This is a genomic window from Pseudarthrobacter sulfonivorans (genome assembly GCF_001484605.1).
Classification (GTDB): domain Bacteria; phylum Actinomycetota; class Actinomycetes; order Actinomycetales; family Micrococcaceae; genus Arthrobacter; species Arthrobacter sulfonivorans_A.
In genome coordinates, this window is the sequence record NZ_CP013747.1 from 495,368 (window position 1) to 510,211 (window position 14,844).

Sequence of the window (14,844 nt, forward strand, 5' to 3'; positions counted from 1 at the left end):
GCAGGCCTAATTAGTGCTGGCCACACAAATTGCAGGAGGTCAGCCGTGAATACGGGGCGCGACGTGGGATTACTACGGCCATCCTAGTAGCATCACGGACCCGGCGTCAGCAACGCCACCGTCTCCAGGTGGTGCGTGTGCGGATAGAGATCGAAGGCCCGCAGGCCCGCCAGGGACCAGCCAGCCTGCTGAAAGTACCCAACATCCCGGGCAAATGATGCCGGGTCGCAGGAGACGTAGGCGATGGCGCGGGGCCCGGCAGCGATCAGCTGGCTGACCACGGGCTTCCCGGCGCCCGCCCGGGGCGGGTCCAGCACAATGGCATCGAAATTCCGCGGCTTTTGGCGGAGGACTCGTTCCACCCGGCCGTGTTCGATCTCCACCTGCGGAGCACCGTGAAGGTTCTTGCGGGCGTCCCGGCTGGTTCCCGGAGCACCTTCCACCGAGAGAACGGACCCGGTCTCCCCCACCGCGTCAGCCAAGGGAGCCGTGAACAGCCCGGCCCCGGCATAGAGGTCGGCCACCACGGAACCCGGCGCCAGGAATCCGCCATTGTGGAGGAATTCTGTGATGGCTCCCACAAGCGTCCCGGGCGCGTCGCGGTGGATCTGCCAGAAACCGGCGCCCGTAACCCTGTAGTCGTGGCCGGCTGCCGACTCCTGGACCCAGGTCCGGCCACGCAGCTGCGCGACTTCCCCGGTCAGAGGGTCGAACGTGGCCACGGAAACGTCGTCCGGAAGCTGGGCCGCGATGGCACTGAGCCGCTTGGGCTTGGTGCCGGGTGCAGGAGCCAGCAGCACCAGTGGGCGGGAACCGTTCGACGGCGCTGCCACCTCCACGCGTTCGATGCCGGTCAGGTCGAGGTCCCACAAGCGCAGCCGGTTGATGCGCTCCGTTGCGAGCGGCATCTCCCGGACGGCAATGATGTGGTCGGAACGGTGCGCGTGCATGCCAAGTTTGCCGCCCGGAGTCACCGAGAAGCTGGCGCGCGTCCGCCACCCCAGGCCAGTGCCGGCGTCGTACGTTGGCTCAGTCTCCTGGCTGGAATCCGGCCCGCCCGCTTCCACAGCCTCCACGAGGTTTCCGAGGTCCAGCCCGTCGGGCAGGCGTTCGACGGCGGCGAGGCGCTGAAGCTGTTCGGCCAGTACCGCCGACTTGAGCGTGCGCTGTCGGGCCAGCGAGATGTGGCCGAATTCGGCTCCGCCCACCGGTGGATGTCCGTGGGCCCAGGCGCGGAGGGAGTCCGCCGGACGCCAGAAGTGCTCCACGCGGTCCGGGGACGCTTCGAGGACTTCCACCACGTCGGCGCGCCAGAATTTGGCTGATTCACCGGCGTCGGTCAGCCGGACACGGACTTTTTCGCCGGGGATGCCGTGCCGGACAAAGATCACCCTGCCCTCGTGCCGGGCCACGCAGTGGCCGCCGTGGGCCACCGGGCCGACGTCGAGCACCAGTTCGGTGGGGGCTGCCGTGGCAGTTGCGGGGTGGCTCTGGGTCTGGGGGTTCATCGGATATCCTGCATGTTTTTGGCTTCTTCGGACGATTTCAACTGCCACGGGACACTGGCCACCATCACGCCAGGTTCGAAGTGCAGCCGGGTTTTGATACGCAGCGCTGTCTGGTTGTGAACCAGCTGTTCCCACCATTTACCGACCACGTATTCGGGAATGTAGACCACGATCAGGTCGCGGGGGGAATCACGGCGCATGTTCTTGACGTATTCCATAATGGGCGTGATGGTTTCCCGGTACGGGCTGGCGAGGACGGTCAGCGGCACGGGGATCTCCAGCTTTTCCCAGTCGGCAACCGTGTGCGCGGTTTCCTCTGCGTTGATGTCCACCGTGATGGCGTCCAGCCGCGACGGCCTCGACGCCCGGGCGTAGGCCAGGGCACGCAACACCGGCTTGCGCACGTGGGACACCAACAGTACCGCGTGCACCCTTGATGGCAGGGCCCGCGGCGAGGAGTCCTCGTCCACGGCCAGTTCCTTGGCCACGTTGTCATAGTGTGCCCGGATGCTCCACATGATCAGGAACAGGATAAACATGGCCAGCAGCGCGATCCACGCGCCTTGCTGGAACTTGGTGATCAGCACGATCACCAGCACCAGGGACGTCATGCCGAACCCGATGCTGTTGATGGTGCGGGACTTCACCATCCGGCGTCGGGTGGCTTTGTCCTTGGCGAGCTTGAGGTGCCTCCCCCAATGCCGGATCATGCCCAGCTGGCTGAGGGTAAAGGAAATAAAGACGCCCACGATGTAGAGCTGGATCAGTTTCGTGACGTCGCCGTTGAACGCGAGGATCAGGACCAACGCTCCGGCGGCCAGGGCAAGGACACCGTTGCTGAACGCCAGGCGGTCTCCCCTGGTCCGCAGCTGGCGCGGCAGGTAGCCGTCCTGGGCGAGGATGGAGCCAAGTACCGGGAACCCGTTGAAGGCGGTGTTCGAGGCGAACACCAGGATCACTCCGGTGGCGGCGACCACGATGAAGAACAGGATTGATCCCGGGCCGAAGATGGTCTGGGCGATCTGACTGATGGCAGGACTCTGAATGTAATCCTCCGGCAGCGGCAGGCCGTTCATCAGGAATTCCGTCGCCGGATCCAGCACAATGTGCACCTTCGTGGCGTTGGCCAGAAAGATGATGCCGGCCAGCATGGACGAGGCGATGACGCCGAGCAGCAACAGCGTGGTGGCCGCGTTTTTGCTCTTCGGTTTCTGGAAGTTCGGCACACCGTTGCTGATGGCCTCAATGCCGGTCAGCGCGGCGGCGCCGGAGGAGAACGCCCGGAGCAGGAGGAAGGCGCCGGCCAGGCCCACCAGCCCTTCGTCGAAACCGGGAGCCGGCACAATCTCGAAGGCCGCCGACGGTGCTTCGCCCAGCTGTCCTGTCGCGGCCTGGAAGACTCCCACCGCTGTCATGCCGAGGATCGCCGCCATAAAAATGTACGTGGGGACGGCGAAAACGCTGCCGGCTTCCTTGATGCCGCGGAGGTTAACGAGGGCAAGGATTACGACGCCGATTGTGGCGAACAGGGCCTGTTGCCCATGCAGGGACGGGACCGCCGTGGTGAGGTAGGTGGCCGCCGAGGACATCGAGACGGCCACCGTCAGGACGTAGTCCACCAGGAGCGCCGAGGCCACAGTCAGCCCGGAAAACTTGCCCAGGTTTTCATTGGCGATCTCGTAGTCTCCGCCGCCGGAAGGGTAGGCGTGCACGTTCTGCCGGTAGGACGCCACCACAGTCAGGAGGACCACCATGACGGCCAGGCCCACCCACGGCGAAAAGGCCACCGCACTCACGCCGGCCAGGGCCAGGGTGAGCAGGATTTCATCGGGGGCATAGGCCACCGAGGACAGTGCGTCGGAAGCGAAAACCGGAAGTGCTATCCGTTTGGGGAGCAAGGTATGGGCGAGCCTGTCATTCCTGAAGGGCCTGCCCACCAGCACCCGTTTCACGGCATTCAATATAGTCAGCACTCCACAAAGCTAGTCTGATTCCCCGCCCATGTCATGACGGCGTCCGGGCGGATGCAGCACGCGCGCGGCCGGTAGAGTTCTAGCAGCAGCAACAGGCTACGGAAGTTGAGGAGATACGGTGGCGCATTTCGTGATCATGGGATGTGGCCGGGTAGGGGCCACTCTGGCGCACACGCTGGAGGACGCCGGTCATTCCGTCGCCATCATCGACCAGGACGACCGCGCGTTCCGCCGGCTTCGGCAGGGCTTCACGGGCCGGAAAGTCACCGGCGTGGGCTTCGACCGGGACACCCTCCAGCAGGCCGGCGTGGCAGAGGCGTACGCCTTCGCGGCCGTTTCCAGCGGTGACAACTCCAACATCCTGGCCACCCGCGTGGCGCGCGAGACCTTCCACGTCCCCCACGTTGTGGCCAGGATCTACGATCCCGGCCGGGCAGAAATCTATCAACGGCTCGGCATCCCCACCGTGGCCGCCGTCCGGTGGAGCGCAGACCAGGTCTTGCGCCGCATCCTGCCCGAACAGCATCTCGCCGGCGACTTCCGCGAGCCTTCCGGCCGGCTGGTCCTCGCCGAGGTGGACCTCGACGCCGGCTGGATCGGCCACCGGATCAGCGAGGTCGAAAAAGCTGCCGACATCCGGGTGGCATACCTCACCAGGTTCGGCGAGGGCATGCTTCCGGAAACCGGGACTTCGTACCAGGACGGCGACACAGTCCACGCCATGCTGCCGGTGGACCGCAGTTCCCAGGTCGCCCAGATTCTGGCCAAAGCACCCGCCAAGGAGTTGTAGTGAAAGTTGTTATCGTCGGCGCCGGCAGCGTCGGGTCATCGATCGCCAGGGAACTGCTGGCCCACAAGCACGAAATCCTGCTGATCGACCTCAAGCCTGAGGTCATCGGACGCAGCGGGCTGCGCGGCGCGCACTGGCTCGTGGGCGACGCCTGCGAGCTCAGCACCCTGCAGGGAGCGAAGGTGGAGGACGCCGACGTCGTTGTTTCAGCCACGGGCGACGACAAGGTGAACCTGGTGGTCTCGCTCCTGGCCAAGACCGAGTTCGGGGTGGGCCGCACGGTGGGCCGGGTCAACAACCCCAAGAACGACTGGATGTTCAACGACTCCTGGGGCGTGGACGTTGCCGTCAACACCCCCCAGCTGATGACCGCGCTTGTGGAGGAAGCGGTGGAGATCGGTGACCTGGTCCGGCTCCTGACGCTGCAGACCGGCGTCGCTTCGCTGGTGGAGTTCACGGTGCCGCACGATTCGCACGTCATTGGCCTGACGGTGGGCGACATCCTTTGGCCCGAGGACGCCACGCTGGTGGCAATCCTCCGGGACCACGCACCCATCACTCCCAGCCGGGATGACGTCATTGATGGCGGGGACGAGTTGTTTTTCGTCACCACTATCGCGGCCGAGGATCAGTTGCGTGCGCTGCTGTCGCCCGAATCAACGGAGGAGCCGGAGGAGGCCTCCCATGAGCCCGAAGGCGTGCAGCCTGCCGAAACTCAGACGCCGGAGGACGACGGCTTCGGCGGGTGATCCGACGTCGGGGCGTCGGCGTCCGCCGGTACCGGCCGGGTGACAAGCCACGCGATCCAGACGCCGAGGATATAGAGCGGCGCCCCCATGATCAGGCGGGTCGTGGCCAGGGCGGCGAGTCCGTCCTCGCCCATCAGGTACAGGGGAACCTGAACGATCAGCCGAAGTACCAGGACCGCCACGATGATCCACGTGCCCAGGCGGTAAGCCTTAAGCCGCGCGGGATCCTTGCGCCAGTCCAGCCCTTCGTTGCGGATGATCCCGAACAGCAGGCCGGCCACCGGCCACTTGATCGCGATGGAGATCACCATGGCGAGGATGTAGGCGGTGTTCGTGAAGAAGCCCGGCAGGTAGAAGTCCTCGGCCTTGCCCGTAGTGTTCGCGAGCCAGGCCGAGATTCCCACGCCCACCACGCCGGCGAGGGCCTGGGTCAGCGGGCGCCGCTGGACGAGGCGGACCACCGTAAACACCGCGGCGGAGGCCAGCGCGGCCACCAGCGACGGCGTCAGGTCCCGCGTGATGGTAAAGGCGATCAGGAAGACCAGGCCGGGCACAATGCTCTCGGCGATACCCTGGATTCCTCCGGCGCTCTTGAGGACATCGATCCGGCCGTCATGCGTGCGGTGCAGGCCGGCTTTGGCTGCATAGCCCTCAGCAAGTCCCTTCACCGCGGACGGCTCGGGCTGTTTGGACGGCTCGGGCTGCTGGGGCGAGGTCATTCGTTCTCCTGGCGGGAAAGTATTTCATAGCGTGGATTGAACATGGTGGGCAGGCCTTGGCTTTGGGACAGCATGCCCTCAAGGCGGACTACGGTCCCGGCCTCGATGCCCGGCACCCTGCGCCGCCCCAGCCAGACAACACGCAGGCGGCCACCCGTTCCCTGGGCCGGTTTGGCGCCCGTCTCGCGAATGTCGGGGTCCGAGACAATGGCGGTGAATGCCGCGTTCCGGTCCGCGGGCATGTAAGTGACCGATTCGATGTGCCCCTGGCACACCACCCTCCCCCGTTCCGGCAGCCGGCTGACCGGCATCCCCGCGTCCGGGGAGGAGTCCGGGGGACCTTGGCGGGAATCAGCCAATCTGGGTGGTTTCCGGACCACGTTCGGGGCCCTTGAACTCGGGGGCATTGAATTCGGGGGCACCAAGCGGCGGGGTGACGCTGGCATCCTTGGGCAGCCGCAGCTGAAGCAGGTCCCGGGGCGGCATGGGGCTGTCGCCCCGGATGACCACAATCTTGCGGAAAAGGGACTCAAGCGGTGCCGCAGCCTCGCGCTCCATCGCTGCCGCGCCGCCCAGGACGCCGCGCAGGAACCAACGCGGCCCGTCGATGCCGATGAAGCGCGCCACCCGGTAGCCCTGGCTGCCGTCCTGTGCACCGGCGGGCAGTTTGGCGATCAGTTCGGTTCCGAAGCCGCCCTGGACTTCTTCAACCTGCCCGCCCTGGCTTCCCACGGACTGACCGATCTGTTCGCGGATCTCGTCCCACAGTCCCTCGGTCTTGGGAGCAGCAAACGCCTGCAGCTGAAGGCTGGAGCCGTTCAGGTCCATGGTCACAGCGACCACGCGCTGGGTGGCTTCCTCAACTTCGAGCCGGAGCTGGAGCCCCTCGCTCGGGGAAATCAGCAGCGCGCCGAGGTCAACATATCCCTCGCGGCTGGAGACCTCGGAAACATCAAAGGGGCCAGAGACCCGACGCCCGGTGTCCACCGAGGCCGTGTCAGCGGAATCCGTTGATTCCACTGAGGCCTGGGATTCGTCCGGGTCGGCCGGATGTTCCTTCTTTGATTTCCTGCCGAGCCCAAAAACCATGGGGTTTGTCTCCTTAGTTGTGAAAGTGACTCGCCGGGCCCGGTGGGTACCGTCGGAAGTCTTGCTGCCGCGGGCAACCAACGCTGGTTGCCGCCGTCGGCTGTGTCAGGCGTTTGGCGAGGTGAAGCCGCCGGTGGATCCGAATCCGCCGGCTCCCCGCACCGATTCGCTCAATTCGTTGACGGGGACAAACTGCGCATATTCCACCCGCTGGATCACCATCTGTGCAATTCTATCGCCGCGCCGCAGCTCGATGGCGTTCCTGGAGTCGGTGTTCAGGAGGGTCACGGAAATTTCCCCGCGATAACCGGCATCCACAGTGCCGGGCGCATTGACGATAGTCAGCCCATGCTTCGTGGCCAGGCCGGAGCGAGGGTGGATCAGGGCTACAAACCCGTCCGGCAGCGCGATGGAAACACCGGTAGCCACCAGCTTCCGCTCCCCCGGCGCCAGGACCACATCTTCCCTGGTCCGCAGGTCAGCTCCCGCATCGCCGGGGTGGGCATAGGAAGGTGCCTCCAGCCCGGCGTCGAGCATTTTCAGCTGCACCTGCAGCGTCGGGGCCCCGTAGGCTGGGGCGGCATCCGGTGCAGAGCCGGCGAGCTCATTGTCAGGAACGGTTTCAACAGTGGCAAGTTCGTCAGTCACAGTCACTCACTCTAACGCCCAGCCGCAGTTCCGTCCTAGATTCAACGGGACGCCGCAGGCCAAGACAGGATGAACCCAAGATGAAATAGCCAGCCAAAGGTGGAAAGCTGGTGACATGCCCGAATCCAGCTCCACCGCGCCCGTCCCTGACGCCCCCTCCGCCGGCACCCCGGCAGTTTTCCGGGAGAGGCTGTGGCCGAACGTCTGGATCTGGATCATCGCGGCGGGGATCTCCGGTGCCGGGATCCTCGTTTTCGCCCCGATCAGCATGGTTGCGGGCTATACGGCGGCAGGCGTCCTGTTCACGATCATGGCTGTCCTGCTCGTGCTGTCCACTCCGACGATCCTGGTCACCAGTGACGCCTTGACGGTAGGACGCGCCACCATTGAGCGCCGCTTCGTCGGCGAGGCGGCAGCGTTCCACGGCAAAGACGCCACGGCCCAGCGGGGGACCCGGCTCAATGGCCTCGCCTACCTGTGCATCCGTGGCTGGATCGACCCGGTGGTGCGGATCGAAATCACGGACCCGTCTGACCGGACCCCCTATTGGCTGACGTCGTCCAGGCGGCCCGAGGAACTCGCTGCCGCGCTTTCGCGGAAATAGGCACCCCGGATCAGCCCTCGCACTCCTTGCAATAGAAGTGGCCGTCCTTTTCCCGCGCAATCTGCGAACGGTGCCGGACCAGGAAGCACGAGAAACACGTAAACTCGTCCGCTTGTGGAGGCACCACCAGAACCAGCAGCTCCTCGCCGGACAGGTCCGCCCCGGGAAGCTCGTAGCCTGCGGCGAGGTCGCTTTCGTCCACATCAACCGCAGCCGTCGGGTTATCTGATCGCCGCGTTTTCAGATCTTCCAGCGAATCCTCGGTGAGGTCTTCTTCGGATTTTCGCGGCGCATCGTAGTCGGTGGCCATCTCGGCTTAACTCCGTTCCTTTCCGGTCAGCGGGTGACACCCTTGACAACACCGGACACCTCATGTTTGTGCCCGGCGTGGGCTCATCCTTCCGCATGCATGCGGCAAAATCCAGACTTCCGCGCGGGTGCGGTCCGCTGGCACTGCGCAAACCCCCGCTGCTGACCGCACTGGCGTCCGAAAGTGCCGGAATATCGCGGCGCGCCCTTGCTCCTAACCCAAAAGGGTGCCGGTCAGTGGCAGAGTTTCGATTGATAGTAATGCCAGGGTGGAGGATTTGTATGCAGGATCTACGGCTTGTAGGCGTACACGACGACGGGGAGCATCTCCTGTTGAGCGGTGCCGGCGGCGAGATGTTCCAGCTGCCGATCGATGAAGCACTGCGGACGGCCAGCCGGTCTTCGGCGAAGACGGCTTCCGCGGCTGCGCCCATTGCCATGTCCCCGCGGGACATCCAGTCTCGGATCCGCAGCGGTGCCACCGCAGCGGAGGTGGCTGAGCTTTCCGGGCTTCCCCTCGCAAAAGTCGAGCGGTATGAGGGCCCTGTCCTTGCCGAGCGGGAGTACGTAGCGCAACAGGCGCGGAAGGTGGAAGTGGCTTTGCCTTCCCCCGGCCATGACACCTACCGCTCCATTTTCGGCGACCACCCGGCTTCCCTGCACGACATGGTCAACCACCGGCTCTCAGCCCACGGGATTGAACCTTCCACGGTGGAGTGGGATTCGTGGCGGCGCCAGGACGGCAACTGGACCGTGGTGGCCCGTTTTGAAGCCAAAAAGGACGGCACCTCCGGCATCGGGGAAGAGCCGCCTGCGCAGTGGACGTTCAGTCCGGCCCGCAAATCGCTGCAGAACGGCAACCGCTGGGCCCAGCAGCTCAGTGAGCTGGAACCGCTGGATGGTCCCGTTCCGGCCCGCCGCCTCACTGCCGTCTCGGACCGCCCGTTTGACTTTGAAACCGACGCGGAAGCAGCGGCCGCCCGAAATTCGACCGGCCCGCAGGCCGTCCCGCAGGCCAGGGAATCTGACGGTCTCCTGGATATGCTCCGTTCACGCCGCGGCCAGCGTCTGGGTGTCGACGAAGACGCGGACGACGCCCTGGCGCTGCTGCTGACGCACGGCGTGCCCGCTGCCCATCCACGTCCCTCTGAGGTGGTCCCTGAACCGGATTCCAGGGAACAGAAGTACCGGGAGCCCGAAACACGCGAGGCAGCACCTGCCGAGTCCACCGCGCAGGACGACGCCGCGCCTGCCGCGGCCGCCGATCCCCTCACCCGCAAGCGTGATGCTCGGCCGTCAATGCTGTCCCGGCTGAGCCTCATCCCGCCACACCGGGACTCCGAGGATGACGACGTCCTGAAACTGCACGACGGCGTCAGTACCGACACGAGGGAAGTCACCATTGTGGCGTCCCCGCTTCGTCCCGCAGGGCAGGGTGCCCCCGGCGAGACAGCTCCGGGGCGTCCCGCGCCGAACGTGGGCCTGGACGAACTGCTGGGCGGCGGCAGCCCGCGCCGGGCAGCCTACGCGGCCGGCACCGACGACGCAGGATCGGGCCAGCACCACGACCATGACGCGGACCAGCCTGAACGGCAGCCCGCAAAACCGAAGCGGTCCACGGTTCCCAGCTGGGACGAGATCGTCTTCGGGACCAAGCGGGACTGACGCCTCAGCGTCGCCGTGGCTTGCCTTCGGCCTTAAAGCACAGCAGCGGTACTTCGCGTTCCGCTTTGGTCAGCGAGCCGTGCTGGCCCACCACCTCCATGGCGGCTGGCCGCCCGCGGCGGGTGTCGTAGAGGGCCAGCGCGTCCCGCGCTGCAATCATGATGTCGCCAATCCGGGGCCCGACGGCCGGGCGCAGTGTCCCGAACAGTCCGGCGGCGATGGCATCTTCCCGGGTAAAGGCCCAGATCCTGTCGCCGAAACGGGCACGCCACGCGTCCAGCAATCGCGCCCGGCCCGCGGCGTCTGCCGCATCCTCAAGGTAGAGATGGACCATCCGGGGCTCCCCCGCCGTATGCCGCACGCCGTCAACAAGCGACGCGTCCGCGGCGAAGTCGATCCGCTGCTGTTCCGGGACGTCGAGCATCCCGTGGTCCGCGGTGAGCAGGACGGTGGTCCCGGCCGGGAGCGACGCGTGGAGCCGTTTGACGGTTGCGTCAAGCTCTTCGAGCTGGTGTTCCCACTGTTCGGACTGGCAACCGTGCCGGTGGCCGGCCTTATCGAGTTCGTTGACGTAGAAGTACATCAGGGACTTGCCGGCTGTGTCCATGGCTTCGGCGGCGGCTTCTGTGCGCGCGTGGGCCGTCACGGCAGAGACGAAATTCCCGCCACGGAGGGCCGCCTGCGTCATGGGCGAGTTGCCGAACTGCGGCAGGCTGACCGTGGTCACATTAACTGATTCGGCGGCCCGTTCGAGGACGGTAGGAAACGGCTGCCACTCAGCGGGGTCCACCTTGGCATCCCAGTTGCCGAGCATGTTGACGACCTTGTCCTGGTCAGGGTCCAGGACGTCATAGCCCACCATTCCGTGCTGGCCGGGCGGGAGTCCTGTGCCGAAGCTGGCCAGGGCAGCGGCCGTGGTTGAGGGGAACGTGGAGTCCAGCCAGACGGGAACTTCCCCCTGCCCGGACTGCATCACGGAGCGCAGGAAGGGTGTGTGGGCAGACTTCTGTTTGAGCAGGTTCCGGCCCAGGCCGTCGGCCAGGACCACGCAGACGCGCGACGCCGGCGGAAGGCCCAGGGAGTTCGTGAAACCTTCTACCCCGAGGCTGGCCGCCGCGCTGGTGAGGACATCCCCGATGGACCGCCGGCCAAAGGCAGGCGCGGGCGGCATGCTCAGCTGCGGGGCGGCCCCGTGGGAAACCGCTGCGGAAGAGGCTGAGGAGACTGTTGCTTTCCCTTGGTCCGGCATCTCAGCGCTGCTGGTGCCCGCGGCTGAGCCGGTTTCCGAACACACCCGTCCGGGGCCGGGGCTGGAGCGTCTGGCCGGCGTGCGGCACGGGAGCCGTGGAGCCGGTGTTCACGGCCCGCAGGGCGCGGGCAAAGAGTTTGGCGTCCTGGACGGCCTGCGGACCGTCGGCTTCGGCGCTGATCCGCAGGACGATGTCCTCCTGGGCAATGGTGCCGCTGTAGCCGTGGTCTGCCTCGCATTGCGGGTCTCCGCAGCTGGCGGGGCCCATGTCCAGCCGCTGGCCGCCGGACCAGGCAATGGCGAGGGTGACTTCCCGGACCGGATCCGAGGGCTTGTAGTCCTGCGGCTGGGAGTACATGTAGCTCAGGACCACGGAGCGGATCTGCGCGACGGGCACGGATTCGGTGGAAATCTGGGCCACGATCTGTTCGCCGGCCTCATCGAGCTGCTGGTCGTCCACGTGGGTGATCACCAGCATGTCTGCGGTCAGGACCAGCACGGTGATGTGGCGGCGGACTTCGGCCCGGTCAAAGTGGGTTTCCAGGTGCACCAGGTGGGCCACGCATTCGCGGCCGTCCAGGGCGTCGTCAACGACGTCGGCCACCAGGCGCGGGTAGAAACCAGCCTTCTGGAGCGCACCGTCCAGGCTCTGGCCCTGCGGCGTGTGGCTGTGTGAGCTGTGGGGGCGGGTTGCCTGGCTGTCACTGCCGGAGGTGGAAGGCGTCGACGGGGAAGGCTGTGAGCTCATCCCCCCATTTTCACAGATCGGCCGGGGACATGCTAACCGCGGTCAGCCCAGCATGGCCCGGCGGGCGCTGTCGGTTCGCTGTGCTGCGTTGCCGATCCGGATATCTGCGGCCAGGATGGACACGCCCCGGGTTCCGCAGAGGACCGGATTGAATTCCACCAGGGCGATTTCCGGATGGTTGTCCTTCATCCAGGCCAACCGCCCGGCGACTTCCTCCAGGGCGTCAATGTCCACGGCGGGAAGGCCTTGGTAGCCGAAGAGTTTGCGGGCGGCCCGGGGCCCACGAATGAAGTCTTTCACGTCGGCCGCGGACAGCGGAGGAACGCGATGTGCCCAGTCATCCAGCAGGTTGACCGCGTCCCCGGCGAGCCCGAAGGAGACCACCGGTCCAAGCAGCGGATCCTCAATGGCCCGGAACGTGCACGCCTGCCCCACCGGGGCCATGGACTGCACCTCCAGGGCCGGCGAACCGTAGGGTGCCAGTGAGCGCCGCATCTGCACGATGTTGCGGCGGAGGGAATCCGGATCCTCGACGTCGAGGCGGACCCCGCCCAGGTCCAGGCGGTGGCGAAGCGCCGGGTCGGTGGTTTTCAGCGCGACCGGCCAGCCCAGCCTGCCGGCGGCAGCAACCGCCTCGTCCTCTGAGTCGAAACCGGCGGACGGGAGCACCGCAATGCCGTAGTGCGCCAGCAGCTCTGCCGCGGACCCCGGATCGAGGGTCTTGAGCTGCTCCCCGTGGACATCGCGCAGAAGCTGATCCAGCAGGATCCGTGCGCCTTCCGGATCGCAGCCGTCGGGTTGGACAAAGTGGCCGGGGTCCCGCGCCACCCATTCCGCGTAGCGCACCACGGCCGCGAGCGCAGCCACAGCCGCACCGGCGTTCGAGAAGCACGGCACTGTCCGTTGTTCGGCCCCCACCATGCCCTCCACGTAGATGGAGGGGTCAAGGATCCCGGTGAAGGCCGCGACCACCGGTTTCCCGGCGGCGGCCGAGCATTCGGCCAGGACCTCGGCGATATGGTCCACCGTCAGGCCTCGCACCGGCAGCAGAGCAGCCACCACGGCATTGACGGCGTCGGACGCGAGGGTGTCCTGGAGACTGCGGCGGAGGGCCGGCAGCGCCAGGGACATGCCGGCGTCGAGATCCACGTCGGTGATGATGCCATCCACGGTCAGGCCGTGGGCCTCGGCGCTGTCCGCCACCACTTTGCCCAGCGCGAGGGAGTTACTGAAGATGGCCAGCCCTGGGCCCGCCGGGAGCGGCTGGCCGGACACTATCTGGGTGATGTCCATCAGCTGTTCGATGGTCTCTACCCGGATGACGCCGGCCTGGCGCATCATGGCGTCCAGCGCACCGGCGGGCGCCTGGGTGGTCCGGACGGCGTGGCCGGGCGGCAGCCGCAGGCCCATGGTTTCCGATTTCGCCACCACCACGGGCTTAGTGCGGGCGAGCCGCCGGGCGATCCGGGAGAATTTGCGGGGGTTCCCGATCGACTCCAGGTAGAGGCCCACCGCGGCGGTGTCGGCGTCGTCCTCCCAGAACTGCATCATGTCGTTGCCGGAGACGTCCGCGCGGTTGCCTGCCGACAGGAACGTGGACAGGCCCAGCCTGCGGCGGTGTGACGCCGCGTAGAGGGAAACACCGATCGCCGCCGACTGGCTGAAAAGGCCCAGGCCCCCGCGCCGCGGCAGTGAGGGCGCCATGGAGGCGTTCAGTTTCACGTCGGGATGGGTGTTCACGATCCCCAGGGACGCGGGCCCGATCACTCTCATGCCGTTGGCCCGGGCATAGCGGACCAGGTTGCGCTGGCGGGTGAGGCCGCGTTCGCCGTCGTCCGCGAAGCCCGCGGAGGCAATCACCAGTCCCTTGACCCCGGCCGCGGCGCACTGGTCAACCACGGTGGCCACTTCCTCGTACGGGACGGCGATCACGGCCAGGCCCACCGGCTCCGGGATCTCGGAAATCCGGCCGAAGGACAGCATTCCGGCGAGCTCCAGCGCCTCCGGGTTGATGGCGTAGACCTGCCCGGAAAAACCGCCTTCAATGACGTGTTCCAGCAGCTGGTACCCCACGGTCCCCCACTTGCGGCTCGCGCCGATGACTGCAATGGACGACGGCGCCAGCAGGTCCCGGACGCTCCTCGCCTCGGCGCGGTGCTCGCGTGACTCCATCACCGCCCGGGACTTTTCGGTGGGGTCGATGTTGAACTCCAGGCTCACCACGCCGTCGTCGAAGTGGCGTTTGACGTCGTAGCCGGCGTCGGCGAACACCATCAGCATTTTGCGGTTTTCGGGCAGCACTTCGGCGCTGAAGCGGCGGATCCCGTTTTCGTGGGCGGCTGCGGCAAGGTGTTCGAGCAGGATTGAGCCGATGCCCCGGCCCTGGTGGGCGTCGGCGATGTTGAACGCAACTTCGGCTTCGAGGGGGTCATCCAGCCTGTCGTAGCGGCCGATCCCCAGGATTTCGCCGCCGAAGGTGATCACCAGGGCAACCCGGTCCTTGTAGTCCACTTCGGTGAAGCGCTTGAGCTCCTTGCTGGACAGCCGGGCCTTGAATGCGAAGAAGCGCATGTAGATTGAGTTCTGCGATTGCCCGGTGTGGAAAGCCTGGACCGCGTCCGCATCGCTGGGGTGGATGGGCCTCAGATGGGCTGTGCCGCCGTCACGGAGCACGACATCGGCTTCCCAATGTTCCGGATATTCGCCGTCCCCGGGCTGATCCACCATAGGCTTAGCCTAACCACAAACTGACGGCGCAGGCCGTGTGCCCGGAGTTATCCTCCACACCTGCGC

At 66.4% G+C, this 14,844-nt stretch carries 14 protein-coding genes; 4 read left to right on the plus strand and 10 right to left on the minus strand.

Features of this window, described 5'->3' with window-relative positions:
- Positions 1 to 92: 92 nt before the first annotated feature.
- Positions 93 to 1,508, minus strand: coding sequence for a class I SAM-dependent RNA methyltransferase (locus tag AU252_RS02195; protein ID WP_058929323.1), 1,416 nt, complete (start codon positions 1,506 to 1,508; stop codon positions 93 to 95).
- The gene (locus AU252_RS02200) at positions 1,505 to 3,481 is read right to left on the minus strand and encodes an APC family permease (protein ID WP_058929324.1); all 1,977 of its coding nucleotides are present in this window, start codon (positions 3,479 to 3,481) and stop codon (positions 1,505 to 1,507) included. Before AU252_RS02200 ends, AU252_RS02195 begins: the two co-directional genes overlap by 4 nt.
- A 118-nt stretch (positions 3,482 to 3,599) precedes the next feature.
- Between AU252_RS02200 and AU252_RS02205 the strand changes: the two genes are divergently transcribed.
- Complete coding sequence (locus AU252_RS02205; protein ID WP_056345371.1) at positions 3,600 to 4,271, plus strand: potassium channel family protein; 672 nt, start codon at positions 3,600 to 3,602, stop codon at positions 4,269 to 4,271.
- Positions 4,271 to 5,020, plus strand: a complete 750-nt coding sequence (locus AU252_RS02210) for a potassium channel family protein (RefSeq protein ID WP_058929325.1) — start codon at positions 4,271 to 4,273, stop codon at positions 5,018 to 5,020. The genes AU252_RS02205 and AU252_RS02210 overlap by 1 nt, the downstream gene beginning before the upstream one ends.
- On the opposite strand, the gene AU252_RS02215 is transcribed toward AU252_RS02210, so the two are convergent.
- From AU252_RS02215 to dut, 4 genes are all read right to left on the minus strand, one after another.
- Entirely contained in the window at positions 4,987 to 5,739 is a 753-nt protein-coding gene (locus AU252_RS02215; protein WP_058929326.1) for a DUF3159 domain-containing protein, read from the minus strand. The two genes, AU252_RS02210 and AU252_RS02215, sit on opposite strands and share 34 nt — an antisense overlap.
- Complete coding sequence (locus AU252_RS02220; protein WP_430929463.1) at positions 5,736 to 6,098, minus strand: hypothetical protein; 363 nt, start codon at positions 6,096 to 6,098, stop codon at positions 5,736 to 5,738. Before AU252_RS02220 ends, AU252_RS02215 begins: the two co-directional genes overlap by 4 nt.
- Positions 6,091 to 6,828, minus strand: coding sequence for a DUF3710 domain-containing protein (locus AU252_RS02225; RefSeq protein WP_058929328.1), 738 nt, complete (start codon positions 6,826 to 6,828; stop codon positions 6,091 to 6,093). Before AU252_RS02225 ends, AU252_RS02220 begins: the two co-directional genes overlap by 8 nt.
- A gap of 105 nt (positions 6,829 to 6,933) precedes the next feature.
- The gene (dut, locus tag AU252_RS02230) at positions 6,934 to 7,476 is read right to left on the minus strand and encodes a dUTP diphosphatase (protein WP_058929329.1); all 543 of its coding nucleotides are present in this window, start codon (positions 7,474 to 7,476) and stop codon (positions 6,934 to 6,936) included.
- Between the two features lie 115 nt (positions 7,477 to 7,591).
- Here dut and AU252_RS02235 point away from each other — a divergent pair, with 115 nt between their 5' ends.
- Positions 7,592 to 8,080: a DUF3093 domain-containing protein gene (locus tag AU252_RS02235; RefSeq protein ID WP_058929330.1), complete on the plus strand. Its 489-nt coding sequence runs from the start codon at positions 7,592 to 7,594 to the stop codon at positions 8,078 to 8,080.
- Positions 8,081 to 8,090: 10 nt separating this feature from the next.
- On the opposite strand, the gene AU252_RS02240 is transcribed toward AU252_RS02235, so the two are convergent.
- Positions 8,091 to 8,390 (minus strand): DUF4193 domain-containing protein, encoded by a 300-nt coding sequence (locus AU252_RS02240; protein ID WP_058929331.1) that lies wholly within the window; start codon positions 8,388 to 8,390, stop codon positions 8,091 to 8,093.
- A 281-nt stretch (positions 8,391 to 8,671) separates the two neighbouring features.
- Here AU252_RS02240 and sepH point away from each other — a divergent pair, with 281 nt between their 5' ends.
- Positions 8,672 to 10,054, plus strand: a complete 1,383-nt coding sequence (gene sepH / locus AU252_RS02245; RefSeq protein WP_058929332.1) for a septation protein SepH — start codon at positions 8,672 to 8,674, stop codon at positions 10,052 to 10,054.
- 4 nt (positions 10,055 to 10,058) lie between these two features.
- On the opposite strand, the gene AU252_RS02250 is transcribed toward sepH, so the two are convergent.
- The 3 genes from AU252_RS02250 to AU252_RS02260 form a co-directional block, all read right to left on the minus strand.
- Entirely contained in the window at positions 10,059 to 11,225 is a 1,167-nt protein-coding gene (locus AU252_RS02250) for an alkaline phosphatase family protein (RefSeq protein ID WP_240484304.1), read from the minus strand.
- A gap of 79 nt (positions 11,226 to 11,304) precedes the next feature.
- Positions 11,305 to 12,051, minus strand: a complete 747-nt coding sequence (locus tag AU252_RS02255) for a DUF5998 family protein (RefSeq protein ID WP_058929334.1) — start codon at positions 12,049 to 12,051, stop codon at positions 11,305 to 11,307.
- 42 nt (positions 12,052 to 12,093) lie between these two features.
- Entirely contained in the window at positions 12,094 to 14,778 is a 2,685-nt protein-coding gene (locus AU252_RS02260; protein ID WP_058929335.1) for a bifunctional GNAT family N-acetyltransferase/acetate--CoA ligase family protein, read from the minus strand.
- Between the last annotated feature and the right edge of the window lie 66 nt (positions 14,779 to 14,844).